Source organism: Deinococcus cellulosilyticus NBRC 106333 = KACC 11606 (assembly GCF_007990775.1).
GTDB classification, from domain to species: Bacteria; Deinococcota; Deinococci; order Deinococcales; family Deinococcaceae; genus Deinococcus_C; species Deinococcus_C cellulosilyticus.
In genome coordinates this window covers 40106-54466 of sequence record NZ_BJXB01000018.1, presented here as the reverse complement: position 1 = coordinate 54466, position 14361 = coordinate 40106, and the positions used below count along the sequence as shown (strand labels likewise).

The following is a 14361-nucleotide window of genomic DNA, read 5'->3' as shown; positions in this document are numbered from 1 at the left end:
GCTTCACCACCACAATTCGATGGCATTTCTTCACATAACTCCGAAAAATCTCTGCACATTGGGCAGAAATGGCGTCCTTCTTACACTAAGCTTTTATGCCTAGTTCAATGAATAACAATAAATGCCGCTCTAAACGAATTTTTCTCAGTACAAGTGTATACAGTACGCCTTTTTTATGCACCCAGAGCCATATTTTCATTGACAAGGATTTTGGGCATCGTTATTATGACCGAGTATTCAGGTCCTGTTCAGCTTGCAAGTCCATTCGGGCTGTCCAGGACAGGTGAAGACAAGGTTGGTGACACACTGAAAATCCAGAGTTTTCGGTGTGATGCGTGGAGGTTCAATGAGCGACTTACAAATCTGGCAACAGATCATCCTGCAAGGACTGATCTTAGGAGTGGTCTACGCCATCATTGCCCTGGGTTACACCATGGTCTATGGGGTGTTGCAACTCATCAATTTCGCCCACTCGGAGGTCTTCGCCACCGGGGCCGTCGTCGGTTATCAGGTTCTCTCTTTGCTGAGCGGCACAGAAATGAATGGTTACGTGAAAATCATCATTGCCCTGCTGGTCGCCATGCTGATTTCCGGAGGCCTGAACATTCTGATTGAGCGGCTGGCTTACAGGCCCTTGCGGGGTGCGCCGAAACTGGTGCCTCTGATCACCGCAATCGGGGTCAGCTTCCTGCTGCAAGACTCTCTGCGTCTGTTCATCAACATCAAGGAAAAAACGGACCGTCTGTCCTACCCCTCCGTGCTGGGCAGTGAAAAAATCATGGGCCTCACCCCCACCGAATTGCTGCTGATCATCGTTGGAGCCATCATGCTGATCGGCCTGAACTTCCTGGTGAACAGAACCAAACTCGGAACCGCCATTCGCGCTGTGGCACAAGACGGCCAGACCGCACGCCTGATGGGCATCAACACCAACAACATCATCTCCCTGACCTTCTTCATCGGGGGTGCACTCGGTGGTGTGGCAGGGGTGCTGTGGGGCGTGAAATTCACCCAGGTGGACGGCTACATCGGCATCATTCCCGGAATCAAGGCCTTCACCGCAGCCGTGCTTGGCGGCATTGGCAGCATCCCTGGAGCTGTGGTCGGGGGTCTCGTGCTGGGCTTCCTGGAAAACCTGATTGGAGCCATCAGCGTCTTCGGGATCAAGATGTCCTTCACGGACAACGCCTTCCTCAAAGGAATTGGCAGCGTCCTGATGAACATTGGCGCGGAGTGGAAAGATGTGGGTGCATTCATGGCCCTGATCGTCATTCTGATCTTCAAGCCCGCTGGTCTGCTCGGCAAAGCCACCACCGAGAAGGTATAAGAGGTCCCCATGACACATGCTGTGAAAAAACAAGGCATCCTGGACAATCCGTCCCTGGCTTCCCTGATCATTCTGATTTACACCGCCGTCACCAGCACCCTGATGCTGACCGTGGCCACCACCGCCAACAACCTGGTGCAGGCACTCTTCTTCGCGGCCTTCCTGGGAACGGTTGTGCTGACCTTCAAGAGCAAAGCCAACACCTGGGCCAAAATCCTTTCGCTGGCCCCTGCCCTGATGGTCGTGATGCCCATCATCGGCATCCGCAACGAGTTCCTGCTGGAAGTGGTGCTGCAGATCGTGATCTACGCCGCTCTGGCCCTCGGCCTCAACATTGTGGTGGGTCTGGCAGGTCTGCTGGACCTGGGCTACGTGGCCTTCTTTGCAGTGGGCGCTTACACCTGGGGGATTTTCGGTTCCGCCCAGATTGGCCGCATCACCGGTGCAGGGGGTGAAGGACTGGACGGCAACTGGTTCTGGCTCTTCCTGGCCCTGGCCGTGATTGTCGCCATCATTGTGGGTGTTCTGATCGGTCTGCCCGTGCTGAAACTCAAAGGGGACTACCTTGCCATTGTGACCCTGGGTCTCGGTGAAGTGATCCGTGTGTTTGCCAACAACCTGACCCCCGTCACCAACGGTCCCAACGGTGTGCTGGGCATCAACCCTCCACACATTGGCTGGTTCCACACCCTGATGAGCCCCATCATCAACCGGTTTGAACTCACCGAACCGCAGGTTTTTGCCCTCTTCCTGTACTTCCTGGTGCTGGTGGTCATTGCCGTCATCGTGCTCTTCAACATGCGTCTGGACCAGAGTCACATTGGCCGCAGCTGGATTGCCATCCGTGAAGACGAGATTGCCGCGCAGGCCATGGGTGTGCCCCTGGTTCGCACCAAGCTGATTGCCTTCGCCACCGGTGCAAGCTTCGCAGGTGTGATGGGCGCCATCTTCGCCATCAAACAGACCGCTGTTTCTCCTGAAGACTTCACCTTCTTCCAGTCCATTGGTGTGCTGGTGATGGTGATCCTCGGGGGCATGGGCAGCATTCCCGGTGTGATTGTGGGTGCCATGGCCGTGACCTGGCTGCAACTGGACTTCCTGAAGTCCCTCTCTGAGTACCTCAACACCCTCCCTGCTTTCCAGAACAACGGCGTGTTTGACCCTGCCAAATACGAGAAGCTGTTCTTCGGTCTGCTGCTGATCTTCATGATGCTGTTCCGTCCCCAGGGCCTGCTCCCTGCCGTGCGCAAACACATCAAGATCCCTGAGAGTGCCACCGTCAACTCCGGTGTGTCCCAGCAACCCGTTCAGGAGGTCAAATAATGCTTCTGTCTGTAGAGAACCTGCGCAAGACCTTCGGGGGTCTGGTGGCCGTGAACGACGTGACCTTTCAGGTGCCCGAGCGCAGCATCATCAGCGTGATCGGACCCAACGGTGCCGGAAAAACCACCTTCTTCAACATGATCACCGGCATCTACCAGCCTGACCGTGGAACCATCAGTCTGGCAGGCAAGGATCTGGTCGGTCTCAAACCCGATGAAGTGACTGTCGCTGGCATCGCCCGCACCTTCCAGAACATCCGCCTGTTCCCCAGCATGACCGCTGTGGAAAACATCCTGGTGGCCCGCAATGTGCGCATGAAGCTCAGTTTCTGGGATGCCCTGCTGCACACCCCCAACTTCAAGCGTCAGGAGAAAGAGGCGCTGGATGCCGCCCTGACCTTGCTGGATTTCGTGGGTCTGCGTCGTGCAGCCAACGAGGGTGCCACAGACCTGCCTTACGGGGACCAGCGCCGTCTGGAGATTGCCCGCGCTCTGGCAACCAACCCCAAACTGATCCTGCTGGACGAGCCTGCTGCAGGCATGAACCCCCGTGAAACCGAAGAACTCAAAGACCTGATCCGCCGCATCCGTGACGATCTGGGTGTGACAGTGGTGCTGATTGAGCACGACATGCGTCTGGTGATGAGCATCAGCGAGAAGATCACCGTATTGGACTATGGCACCAAGATTGCCGAGGGTCTCCCCGAGACCATCCGCACCAACCCCAAAGTGCGCGAAGCGTACCTGGGCCGTGGCCATGCTGCCGGTGAGAAAAGAGGAGGGGCCTGATGCTGCAACTCAGCAATGTGAACACGTACTACGGACAGATCCAGGCCCTCAAAGGGATCAGCCTGGAAGTGAACCAGGGAGAGATTGTTGCCCTGATCGGCGGCAACGGTGCGGGCAAAACCACCACCCTGCGCTCCATCAGCGGAATGGTCAAGGTCAAGTCTGGTGACATCCTGCTCGAAGGCAAGAAAATCAATGGCATCTCCAGCAACGACCTGACCGCACGTGGCATGGCCCACGTGCCCGAAGGACGCCGCATCTTCCCGCGCCTGACCGTCCTTGAAAACCTGGAGATGGGGGCTTATCTGGTCAATGACAAGAAGCTGATCGCCCAGAGAATGCAACGTGGCTTCGAGTTCTTCCCCCGTCTGGCAGAGCGCAAAAACCAGCTGGGGGGCACCCTCTCCGGAGGCGAGCAGCAGATGCTGGCCGTGGCCCGTGCCCTGATGATCGAGCCCAAACTGCTGCTTCTGGACGAGCCCAGCATGGGTCTGAGCCCTCTGTTCGTGGAGGCCATCTTTGACATCATTGTGAAGCTCAAGCAGGAACTGAAGACCACCATCCTGCTTGTGGAACAGAACGCCAGCATGGCACTCGACATTGCAGACCGCGCCTATGTGCTGAGAACCGGTGAGATCATTCTGGCAGGCAAGGCCGCAGACATTGCCAACAACGACAGTGTTAAAGAAGCTTACCTCGGAGAAGCTTAACCCAACCTTTAATTAAAAAGAACACCAGGTTGTAATCATTTGTTGCTGGAACACTAAAAGGCGCTTAACTGCCTTTTAGTGTTCCATGACGCTTTTTGAGATCCAGTTCTCACATGTAATTGACCGTTTGACAAATTGAAATGGAAAAGATAGCATGATCGCAGCTTGCATAAACAGCAGTGTCCTGCCCCTTTCTCCGGGGTGGGAGTTCCATAGGAGGAAAAGGTATGCGTGCAAAAGTTTTAGGTGTAGCTGTACTTGCAGGTCTGGCCCTGGGCAGTGCCAATGCTGCCACAGTCGTGAAAATCGCCACCCTCAGCCCCCTCTCGGGACCTGTGGCCAACATCGGTGAACAGATCAACCTGGGCGCCAAACTGGCTGTGAGCGAAAAAGCCAAGTACTTCCTGGACAAATACGGCATCGACCTGCAGGTGAGCAGCAACGATGACCAGGCCACCGCCTCCGTGGGTGTGGCTGCGGCCAAGAAGATCGCCACCGACCGCAACGTGCTGGCCATTGTGGGAACCCTGAACTCCAGCGTGGTGACTCCTGTCTCCGAAGCAGTGAAGTCCTACAACCTGGCGATCGTCTCCCCCGCCAACACCGCAACCACCGTCACCGACCGTGGTCTGCCCAACATGAACCGCATCTGCGCCCGTGACGACGCTCAGGGTGCTGCAGGCGCCGACTACCTCGCCAAGACCCTGAAAGTCAAGACCGTGTACGTGGTGCACGACAAGACCACCTACGGTGAAGGTCTGGCCACCGAAGTGAAAAAAGGCCTTGAAGCCCAGGGTGTGCGTGTGGTCTTCGAAGGCACCGACGAGAAGAGCAACTTCGCTCCCCTCGTGACCAAGGTGTCTGCCATCAACCCTGACGCTGTGTACTACGGCGGTCTGGCTTCCACCGGTGGCGCACTGTTCGTCAAGCAACTGCGTGAAGCAGGCGTGAAGTCTGCCTACATGGGCGGCGACGGCCTGGACGACAGCGAACTGCAGAAGCAGGCTGGCGACGCTGCCAAGGGTGTGCTGTTCACCACCGCTGCTGCTTCCGTTGACGTGGTGCCCGCTGCCAAGAAGATGGAAGACAACTTCAAGAAAACCTTCAAGAAGGAAATGCTGGGCTACGGCCTGATGTCCTATGATGCTGCCAACGTGGTGCTTGCTGGCATCGAGAAAGCCATCAAGGACAACAAGCTGAAGAAAGGCAAAGCTCCCACCCGCGCCCAGGTCATGAAGGCCATCCGTGGCGTGAAGGTGAACACCCTCTCCGGCACCGTGGAATTCAACAGCGTGGGTGACCGCAAAGCGGGCTACCTGTACATCGCCAAAGTTCAGGACAACCTGGACCTCAAGGTGATTGGCCAGGTTGCCGTCAAAGCACCCAAACCCTGATCCGAAACCAGAAAAAGCGCAGCACATGCTGCGCTTTTTTGTTCCCAGCCTCGTGGACCGAGTTCAACTGTGAATCCAGTTCAAATTGAATACTGGAATGCATAGAAGTCAGACATTTTTATGCATCGATATGCAGGTCACGGACCTGAAATCAGCAGGAAGATTGTCTGCTTCACTTCACAAATTGAGAGCTGTATGCAGGATACACGCTGTTTTTTATTGACAAAAACGGCAAAAAGGCTCTCCTATACATTTAAGTGAAAACGCAGAACGGTTGACAACTTTAAGTCCACTGGGTAGGCTGTACGCAAACGTTAATTCCAGTTACGTTTCTTGAAGGAGGATGTATGAAGCGACTCGCCATTTCTGCCGCTCTCGCTCTCTCCAGCGCTGCTTTTGCTGCTGGTGGGACCCTGGTGTATGGTTCCGGTGGACAGCCCGTCAGTCTGGAATCCGGCAACATCACCGACGGCAACAGCATCATCGTGCAGCGCCAGATTTATGACACCCTGGTGGATTTTGCCGACGGCAGCACCAAAGCCATCCCTGGCCTCGCCACCCGCTGGACCTCCAACAAGGACGCCACCGAATGGACCTTCACCCTGCGCAAAAACGTGAAGTTCCACGACGGCACCCCCTTCAATGCCGATGCGGTGATCTTCAACGTCAACCGCTGGTGGGACCCCAAATTCGAGCATGGCTACCGCGACAGCGGCAAGACCTACGAAATCTGGGGCCAGCTCATGGGCGGCTACAAGGGTGAGGCTGCAGGTTTCCTGAAGAGCGTCACCAAGGTGAACGACTACAGCGTCAAGTTCACCCTGACCAGCCCCGTGACCGTGTTCCCCGACCTGATCGGCTCTGGTTACTTCGGCATTGCCAGCCCCACCGCCATCAAGGCCCAGGGCGCAAAATACGGCACCCCTGCCTCCAAGCCTGTGGGCACCGGTCCTTTCACCTTCGACAGCTGGAAAACCGGTGACCGCATTGTGGTCAAGGCCAACCCCAGCTACTGGGATGCCAAGGCCCAGGTGGACGAAGTGGTCTTCCGCTTCATCACCGACCGCAACCAGCGCCTCAACGAGCTGCGTGCAGGCACCATCGATTTCACCTCTGACCTCGATCCTCAGGCCGCCAAGAGCATGAAGAACGACGCCAAAGTGGACGCTGTACTGAAACCCTCCTTCAACGTTGGCTTCATCAGCCTGAACGTGCGCAACGAATACCTGAAGAACGCCAAGGTTCGTCAGGCGATCAGCATGGCCTTCGACAAGAAAGCCATTGTGGAAGAGTTCTGGGGCGACATCGGTGTTTCCAACGCCAGCTTCCTGCCCCCTGTGCTGAGCTGGGCCAACAGCAAGAAAGTGCCTGCCGATTACAAGTACGATCCCGCTGCTGCCAAGAAGCTCCTCGCCGAAGCCGGTTACCCCAACGGATTCAGCCTCGACTTCTGGTACATGCCCGTTTCCCGTCCTTACTTCCCCAGCCCCAAAGACATCGCTGAAGCCGTGGCTGCAGAGCTCTCCGGCATCGGCATCAAGGTCAACCTGAAGACCAAGGACTGGGCCCAGTACCTGCAGGACCGCAACACCGCGCCTTACTTCGACATCTACATGATCGGCTGGACCGGTGACTACGGCGACCCTGACAACTTCTACAGCGCCTACTACGGCCCCTCTGCCAGCGATGACTCCGGGTACAACCCCAAAGACCTCGCTGACCTGCTCGAACAGGGCAAGGCCGCCAAAGGCCAGAGCGCCAAGGCCAAAATCTACGCCAAGATCCACGAGATCACCTACAACGCCTACGTGCGTATCCCCGTGGTGCACAGCCAGCCCCTCGCAGGCAAGGCCAAGTACGTGAAGGGTTGGGTGCCCAGCCCCCTCGGCTCCGAAGCCTTCAACAAGATCACCATCGACGGCAAGAAGTAAACCGTCTGATTTCAGGGATCTGGCAATAACGTCTATGTAGTGCTTCGAGAAAGGGACATAGTTTAAGGCTATGTCCTTTTCTCTGCAAGGAGAGAAGTTTGACCGCGTATATTCTTCGCAGACTGTTTCGCATGCTCACCGTGTTGATCGGGGTAACCATTGTGGTGTTCGGGTTTGTGCGCCTGATCCCCGGTGACCCTGCCGTGGTGATGCTGGGAGAGCGGGCCAACCCCCAGGTGGTGGAGGCCTTCCGGGAACGTCTGGGCCTCAACAAACCCATTTTCATCAACGTTCAGAACCCCATGGACACCCAGTTTTTCAGATTTGCGGGTCAGCTCAGCAAAGGGGACCTCGGAGCAGGCATCAAGAGCCAGATTCCAGTGTCTGATGAACTGAAAGCCCGCTTTCCTGCCACAGTGGAACTGTCGATTGGTGCTCTGATTTTTGCGCTGGTGATTGGTCTTCCTGCAGGGATCATTGCGGCACTGAACCGCAACAAACCGCTGGACAACGTTGCCATGACCGTCAGCCTGATCGGGGTCAGCATGCCAGTCTTCTGGCTGGGTCTGATTCTGGTGTACCTCTTTGCCGTCACCCTGCCCTGGCTGCCCCCCAGCGGTCGCATGGACCCCAGCATCAACTTTGACAGCATTACCGGTATGAATGTGCTGGACAGCCTGCTCAGGGGGCGCATGGATGGTTTTCTCAGTGGCATCCAGCACCTGATTCTGCCTTCCATTGCCCTGGGCACCATTCCGATGGCGATCATTGCCCGCATCACCCGTTCCAGCATGCTGGAGGTGCTCAGTCAGGATTACGTGCGCACCGCCACCGCCAAGGGCCTCAACCACCGCACCGTGGTGCTCAAGCACGCCCTGAGAAATGCCATGCTGCCTGTGGTCACCGTGATCGGTCTGCAGGTGGGTCTGCTGCTTGGTGGGGCCATCCTGACCGAGACCATCTTCTCCTGGCCAGGCATCGGTTCCTGGCTGGCCCAGGGCATCTTTGAACGCGATTACCCGGTGATCCAGGGAGGCATCATCTTCGGAGCCCTGGTGATTTCTGTGGTGAACCTGCTGGTGGACGTCAGCTACGCCTACCTCGACCCCAGGATTCACTACTCGTGAGGCACACATGACCGCAGTCAAGACAGGCACCACAAACGAACAACCCAGAAAGGCACAGAGCGTCTTCTGGAAGAGGTTCAGAAAATCCAGCCCGGGCAAAGTGGGAGCGGTGATTGTGCTGATCTGGGTGATTGTCGCCCTGATTGGCCCCATCCTCAAACCCTACGATGCCACCACAGACCGCTCCTTCAGGGACAGGCAACAGCCCCCAAGCATTTCTGCCCTGTGGAACACCGAGCTGAAAGAAAAACTCACCGACGAGAACGGCAAAGTGCAGTACTTCAAGCATCCTTTCGGCACCGACAACCTCGGGCGTGATGTGGCGGTGCGCGTGCTGCACGGTTCCCGCATCTCCCTGCAAATCGGTCTGGCGGCCACTGTGCTGGCCATGCTGATCGGCAGTTTTCTGGGGATCATCTCTGGGTTTTTCGGCAAGACCGTGGACAACGTGATTGGCTGGTTCACCGACATCCTGCTGGCCTTCCCCGGGATTCTGCTGGCCATCGCAGTGTCAGCCATCCGCCCACCGGACATCAGTGCCACCGCTGCTCTGTACCTGACCATGGTTGCGGTCTCGGTGGTGCAGATTCCGGTGTACGTGCGTCTGGCCCGTGGGGTGGTCATTGGCGTCAAGGAACGGGAATTCATCCAGGCCGCCCATGCCCTGGGCGCACCCACCGGACAGATCATCTTCAAGCATGTGCTGCCCAACAGCCTGACCCCCCTGATTGTTCAGGGCAGCCTCTCCATCGCGACAGCCACCCTTGAAGCTGCCGCTCTGGGCTTCCTGGGGCTGGGTGCGCAGCCACCCTTCCCGGAGTGGGGCACCATGATTGCAGACTCCAGGGACCTGTACCAACTTGCCCCCTGGACCATGATCTTCCCCGGTCTGGCCATCCTCACCTGGGTGCTGGGCTTCAACCTGCTGGGGGACGGTCTGCGTGACGTTCTGGACCCCAGAAGCACACACTGAGCCTGAACATCGGGCAATCAAACGTAGGGGCGCAGCGTGCTGCGCCCTTTTTGTTTTGAGTTTATTCCCCAAGGCGCTTATGTACCCTTTCCCTGATCTGGTCACAGGGATCGTTGATCAGAATTTGCAAAGTCTCTCTGCTGGATTTTGCATTGACCGCCACCTGCATTCGAATGGAGTCACAGAGATCCCGTGTCAGTTTCTGCAACACATCCTGAGGCGTCTTGCGTTTTGCAGCAATAAAGAACCTGACATCAGAATCGGGATGCTGGGCCAGCAAACGAATGAGCTCCTTGGGAATGGACTTGTTGTGGGCCACCCATCTCACCATGTCAGGATGGTGTTCTATCACTTCCATCCAGACTTCCACAGGAGCTTCTTCCCATGTAGCCCTGTGGTATTCCTCTGGCTGGTCTGAATTTCTGAGGCGAACAAATTCTTTTGCAGATTCAATCATTTTTGGATCTCCTTATTGGAATCCTACAGGGCTTTCTTTTGATTCACCTGCCTGTTGTGGCGTAGGCTGTTTGGCCCGTCAGCAAAAAGGGCGCAACGTGCTGCGCCCCTACAACTCCCGTTTTACTGCACTCCAGCAGGCACACTGAAGCTGTACTGCACTCCCGTCAGGTCCTCAGAGATGGACCACAGCTGTTTTGCCGCTCCGGCATCGTAAGCCCTGGGATTTGCCCTGACCCGCACAGGGTATCCTTTTGTGTCTCTGTGTGGCCCGATGTACTCTCCCCCTTCGATCGTGCTTGAGGTGGCGGCATAAAGTGTGGGCAGCACCCCTTCTGAAGCCGGTTGTGAAAAAAGCTGGTTGGCCAGTTGATTGAGCCGCAGCATGAGACTGGAGCGGGTCATCTGGGGGGCCACATATTGCAGGTTGGTGGCCGACCACCCCGGGTGGCAGCTGACCGCCAGCGTTTCTGCACGGGTCAGTTTCAATTGCCGCTGCAGTTCGAGGGTGAAGAGCAGGTTCGCAAGCTTGCTCTGTCCATAGGCCAGCCACGGAGAATACCTTTTGTTGCCCATCAGGTCATTGAAGTTCATGCGTCCAATCACATGGGCACGACTGCTGACATTGATGATCCGGGACCCCGGGGTGGCAAGCAGGGCAGGCAGCACCTGTCCGGTCAGGGCGAAGTGGCCCAGATGGTTGGTCCCGAACTGCATCTCAAAACCATCTTTGGTGGTTCTGTGGGGAATGGCCATCACACCTGCATTGTTGATGAGGAGGTCCAGCCTGGAGTGCTCCTGCTGGAATTTCTGGGCAAAATCACGGACACTTTTCAGGTCTGCCAGATCCAGGGCCATCACCGTGACCTTGCTTCTGGGGTGCTCTTCCTGGAGTTCAGAGACCACCCGTTCACCTGCTTCGGTGTTGCGGACGGCAAGGATGACCCTGGCATCACGGGCAGCGAAAGCCTTGACAGTTTCCAGACCCAGGCCACTGTTGGCTCCGGTCACGATCACGGTTTTTCCTTTTTGAGAGGGCATCTGTTGTAAGGTCCAGGGTTGTTCGTTCATGGTGCTCCTTGAGGTGTATGGAAAACTGAGAAACAGGGCTACAGGAATCACTGGATGGACTGAATGTTCATTCTATTTGTGGGGCAGGGGCGAGTTTTTGCCAGTCCTGATCAATTCGCTTCTGAAACAGCATGCCAGCAGGCAAGGGCCAGCAGATCAAGCTTTCCTGGGTCCAGAATCTGGTGGCCTGAAATATGTTCCAGACGGGCCACACGGGCAGCAGTGCCAAAGGACATCTCCCAGATCACTTCCAGAGGCAGGTTCTTGAAACGGCCCTCTGGCTTCTCAAAGAGTGGCAGAACGCGGGCAAAAGCCTCATCGATTTCTGGAATGGGGCCGTGCTGCTGGTAGAAAGGAGAATTCTCGAACTGCTCCATGAACAGGGTCTCGCGGGGATGCACCCGGTGGTACTGGTAGCCATTGAGCCACATCTGGCGAAAAGCCCGGGCTGCGGGCAACGCTTCAGGGTGGTCTTTGAGGATCGCACGGGCGTAATCCAGTTTCACTTCACGGTAGAGGGCATGAATCATCTGGTCTTTGTTTTCAAAGTAGTGGTAGATGATGCCTGCACTTGCGCCAGAGCGCTGGGAGATCAGGGTCATGGGTGTATCGTGAAATCCCCTTTCAGCAATCAGTTCCAGCATGGCCTGCAGGATGGCTGCCCTGCGGTCCTGGGATGCGGTTTTGCGGTTGCGGGTCTGCGACATATCCGTACTATACCTGTGGCTGCACTTCCTGAGATGGGAGGCACCGCTGAGCGCCAGATCTTAGATCGAACGTTCATTCTAGTTTTAGCAAGTTCAGGACCTTTCGTCAAGACCACATCAAAAAAAATTCCCTGCACAGGTGCAGGGGACGAGAGTCGGGGAAATCAATCCGCAGCTCTGGGATCGCTGGGGTTCACCGCAAAGATGTTGCCCCACGGCTTGTAAATGCTCTTGATGGAGTCTTTTTTGACCTCTCCACTGTCGTACTTCACGGTGCGGTCAATCACCACCGTGACCCCCTTCTGGGCATGGTCAATCTGACGGATGCCCCCGGGACGCACACTGGGATCTGCCACATACTGCGGCCCCGCAGGAGGCTTCACATTGGACACCTGGGACTTCCCAACCGTCACCTTGCGGTCAGGTTTCGGTCCGAACAGGTCAAACCTCAGGGTCTGCTTCGCTTTGTCCCAGTTGGCCTGAATGAACATGTTGGTGTCGGTGTCATTCTTGAACTTCAGGTTCTTCACTGGAGAGTAGACCGTGGCCTCATATCCAACCGGATCATAATAGTGCACCCAGTAGGAGTGGTAGTGGCGCTCTGTGATGGGCAAACCTGATTCGTAGGCTGCCCTGAAAATGGTGGTGGACACCTGGCAGATGCCCCCTCCATCTTCCTTGCCCAGTTTGTCGCCAAGGATCACATACCCGGGAACAAAGCCATTCTCCTTGCTGATGTCACCCACGGTCTTGTTGAAATCAAACTCCTTGCCTGCCTCAATGTACTGCTCGTGAAGCTTGGAGGCCCCATTGATGATGTTGGTGACGCGGAAATCAGGGCTGCCCTTGAAGCTGGACTCTCCCCCACCGAAATGGTACAGGATGCCCTGATCGGCAAACTTTTGCACAGACCGTCTGGGTTCCTGCTTTTCGATCACCAGGTCACTGCTGGGTTTGTCACCCATGATGGCGTCGAGGAGTTTTTTCTCGGTGGCCTCCTGATCGACTTTCCAGCCTGTCTGCTGCTCTGCCCACCAGTTGCCCTTTTTGTTGGAAAACAGGGCATCTTTCGGTTCACGGGCATTCAGTTGCCTGTAAATCTTCTCCAGGGTGGGACGCAATTCCGTGGAGATTTTCCGGTGTTTCTCAGACCGCTCGATCAGGTTGTTGTCCAGCGAGAAGGACTTGGCGATCACAAAGTTTTCCAGCTGACCACTGCGAATCCGGTACTCGTTGATGCGCAACACCAGCTTGAAATCAGGTTTCTTCTCGGGTTTTTCAGCCTCTTTTTTGCTGGTGTCTTCGGGTTTCTGGTTTTCGGTTTTCGGGTCTTCCTGTCTGGGCTGTTCCTGCTGGGAGGAATCGTCCTGGGCCAGAGCCGTGGTGATGGCCGCCATCAGGACCAGAGCAGACAGAGAAGCTTTGCGCAGTAAAACGTGGTTCATGTTGACCTTTCATGGAGACAGACGGGAGGAAGCACACAAGATGTTCTGCTTTAAATTTTAGACCTGGGGAAATCCCCCACACTCCGATTTTCTCACAATCTCGCCTGAATCTTATCTTTATTTCATGTTCATGGTTAAGAAGGGCCAGGCAAAAACAAAGGGCGAGCCATCGGCCCGCCCCTACAAGGTGCTGCAAATGCAAACAGCAGATCAGCCCTGCTGAGAATCCGTGATGATCTCGTGCACTTCCAGCTGATTGGGACCCGTGAAAGCCTCTTTTGGCAGGGTGCCACTTCTGGCATGTCCCTGTTTGAAGGCGTCCGATTCCGTCCAGGCTCTGAATGCTTCCTGGCTTTCCCAGAAGGTCAGCACCACATAAGGATCTCCGGGTTTTGCAGGACGCAGCACCAGGTTGCGAATGAATCCGGGCATGCTGTCCACCTGGCGGGCACGGTTCTGGAACCGTTCTTCAAATTGCGCTGCAAATTCAGGGTTGACATAAATGCGGTTGGCGACAGTGATCATCTGGGCCTCCTTCAGGAATGGGCTTCAATCAGGGCTTTGAGGGCACGCCCTCTGTGGGAAATGGACTGCTTCTCTTCGGGGGTGAGTTCCGCCATGGTGCAACCAAACTCAGGGACAAAGAAGATGGGGTCGTAGCCAAATCCGCCAGAGCCTCTGGGTTCACGGGTGATGAAGCCCTCCACCTCGCCCCGGTAGAATTCATCCTTGCCGTCTGGATGTGACACCACCACCACACTCACGAATTTTGCCCTGCGGTTCTGGTTGTTGCCCAGATTGGCCAGCAAATGTTCGTAGCGTTCCTGGTCACTGTTCAGGTTGCCATAGCGGGCACTGTACACACCAGGAACGTTGCCCAGACCCTCCACTTCAAGCCCAGAATCATCTGCAAGGGCAGCAATTCCGGTGGCATTGCAGATGGCTCTGGATTTCAGCAGGGCGTTGCCCTCGTAAGTGGTTTCGGTTTCCTCGGGCATCTCGACCTCGAAGTCTTTGAGGTTGAGGGCTTCCCAGCCCAGCGGAGCAATCGCCAGACCGATTTCCTTGACCTTGCCGGGATTTCCGGTGGCAATGATCACCTGCATGTC

General features: G+C 56.1%; 14 protein-coding genes. 8 read left to right on the top strand and 6 right to left on the bottom strand.

What is annotated here, in order from left to right; all coding sequences use genetic code 11:
* Positions 1-346: 346 nt before the first annotated feature.
* From DC3_RS18640 to DC3_RS18605, 8 genes are all read left to right on the top strand, one after another.
* Positions 347-1327, top strand: a complete 981-nt coding sequence (locus tag DC3_RS18640; protein ID WP_146886993.1) for a branched-chain amino acid ABC transporter permease — start codon at positions 347-349, stop codon at positions 1325-1327.
* A gap of 9 nt (positions 1328-1336) precedes the next feature.
* Entirely contained in the window at positions 1337-2650 is a 1314-nt protein-coding gene (locus DC3_RS18635) for a branched-chain amino acid ABC transporter permease (RefSeq protein WP_146886991.1), read from the top strand.
* Positions 2650-3438 (top strand): ABC transporter ATP-binding protein, encoded by a 789-nt coding sequence (locus tag DC3_RS18630; RefSeq protein WP_146886990.1) that lies wholly within the window; start codon positions 2650-2652, stop codon positions 3436-3438. The genes DC3_RS18635 and DC3_RS18630 overlap by 1 nt, the downstream gene beginning before the upstream one ends.
* Entirely contained in the window at positions 3438-4148 is a 711-nt protein-coding gene (locus DC3_RS18625) for an ABC transporter ATP-binding protein (RefSeq protein WP_146886988.1), read from the top strand. Before DC3_RS18630 ends, DC3_RS18625 begins: the two co-directional genes overlap by 1 nt.
* Before the next feature lie 227 nt (positions 4149-4375).
* Complete coding sequence (locus DC3_RS18620; RefSeq protein ID WP_146886986.1) at positions 4376-5542, top strand: branched-chain amino acid ABC transporter substrate-binding protein; 1167 nt, start codon at positions 4376-4378, stop codon at positions 5540-5542.
* A gap of 347 nt (positions 5543-5889) precedes the next feature.
* On the top strand, positions 5890-7473 hold the full coding sequence (locus DC3_RS18615; RefSeq protein ID WP_146886984.1) for an ABC transporter substrate-binding protein: 1584 nt from the start codon (positions 5890-5892) through the stop codon (positions 7471-7473).
* A 98-nt stretch (positions 7474-7571) separates the two neighbouring features.
* Positions 7572-8600: an ABC transporter permease gene (locus tag DC3_RS18610; protein WP_146886982.1), complete on the top strand. Its 1029-nt coding sequence runs from the start codon at positions 7572-7574 to the stop codon at positions 8598-8600.
* Between the two features lie 7 nt (positions 8601-8607).
* Positions 8608-9573: an ABC transporter permease gene (locus tag DC3_RS18605; protein WP_146886981.1), complete on the top strand. Its 966-nt coding sequence runs from the start codon at positions 8608-8610 to the stop codon at positions 9571-9573.
* Positions 9574-9634: 61 nt separating this feature from the next.
* Here DC3_RS18605 and DC3_RS18600 read toward each other — a convergent pair whose 3' ends face one another.
* The 6 genes from DC3_RS18600 to rdgB form a co-directional block, all read right to left on the bottom strand.
* Positions 9635-10030 (bottom strand): HEAT repeat domain-containing protein, encoded by a 396-nt coding sequence (locus tag DC3_RS18600; protein ID WP_146886979.1) that lies wholly within the window; start codon positions 10028-10030, stop codon positions 9635-9637.
* A gap of 122 nt (positions 10031-10152) precedes the next feature.
* Entirely contained in the window at positions 10153-11100 is a 948-nt protein-coding gene (locus DC3_RS18595; RefSeq protein WP_146886978.1) for an oxidoreductase, read from the bottom strand.
* 110 nt (positions 11101-11210) lie between these two features.
* A complete protein-coding gene (locus tag DC3_RS18590) occupies positions 11211-11807 on the bottom strand; it encodes a TetR/AcrR family transcriptional regulator (protein WP_146886976.1) in 597 nt (198 codons plus the stop codon).
* A gap of 164 nt (positions 11808-11971) precedes the next feature.
* Entirely contained in the window at positions 11972-13252 is a 1281-nt protein-coding gene (locus DC3_RS18585; RefSeq protein ID WP_146886974.1) for a VanW family protein, read from the bottom strand.
* A gap of 210 nt (positions 13253-13462) precedes the next feature.
* Positions 13463-13777, bottom strand: a complete 315-nt coding sequence (locus DC3_RS18580; protein ID WP_146886973.1) for an antibiotic biosynthesis monooxygenase family protein — start codon at positions 13775-13777, stop codon at positions 13463-13465.
* Positions 13778-13788: 11 nt separating this feature from the next.
* Positions 13789-14358, bottom strand: coding sequence for an RdgB/HAM1 family non-canonical purine NTP pyrophosphatase (gene rdgB / locus DC3_RS18575; RefSeq protein WP_146886971.1), 570 nt, complete (start codon positions 14356-14358; stop codon positions 13789-13791).
* Positions 14359-14361: the final 3 nt, after the last annotated feature.

Bases quoted from the DNA above. Each gene is read 5' to 3' on its own strand.
- DC3_RS18590 (WP_146886976.1), bottom strand. From the start codon at position 11,807: ATGTCGCAGACCCGCAACCGCAAAACCGCATCCCAGGACCGCAGGGCA.
- DC3_RS18605 (WP_146886981.1), top strand. From the start codon at position 8,608: ATGACCGCAGTCAAGACAGGCACCACAAACGAACAACCCAGAAAGGCA.
- DC3_RS18585 (WP_146886974.1), bottom strand. From the start codon at position 13,252: ATGAACCACGTTTTACTGCGCAAAGCTTCTCTGTCTGCTCTGGTCCTG.
- rdgB (WP_146886971.1), bottom strand. From the start codon at position 14,358: ATGCAGGTGATCATTGCCACCGGAAATCCCGGCAAGGTCAAGGAAATC.
- DC3_RS18630 (WP_146886990.1), top strand. From the start codon at position 2,650: ATGCTTCTGTCTGTAGAGAACCTGCGCAAGACCTTCGGGGGTCTGGTG.
- DC3_RS18600 (WP_146886979.1), bottom strand. From the start codon at position 10,030: ATGATTGAATCTGCAAAAGAATTTGTTCGCCTCAGAAATTCAGACCAG.
- DC3_RS18635 (WP_146886991.1), top strand. From the start codon at position 1,337: ATGACACATGCTGTGAAAAAACAAGGCATCCTGGACAATCCGTCCCTG.
- DC3_RS18620 (WP_146886986.1), top strand. From the start codon at position 4,376: ATGCGTGCAAAAGTTTTAGGTGTAGCTGTACTTGCAGGTCTGGCCCTG.
- DC3_RS18580 (WP_146886973.1), bottom strand. From the start codon at position 13,777: ATGATCACTGTCGCCAACCGCATTTATGTCAACCCTGAATTTGCAGCG.
- DC3_RS18625 (WP_146886988.1), top strand. From the start codon at position 3,438: ATGCTGCAACTCAGCAATGTGAACACGTACTACGGACAGATCCAGGCC.
- DC3_RS18595 (WP_146886978.1), bottom strand. From the start codon at position 11,100: ATGAACGAACAACCCTGGACCTTACAACAGATGCCCTCTCAAAAAGGA.
- DC3_RS18615 (WP_146886984.1), top strand. From the start codon at position 5,890: ATGAAGCGACTCGCCATTTCTGCCGCTCTCGCTCTCTCCAGCGCTGCT.
- DC3_RS18640 (WP_146886993.1), top strand. From the start codon at position 347: ATGAGCGACTTACAAATCTGGCAACAGATCATCCTGCAAGGACTGATC.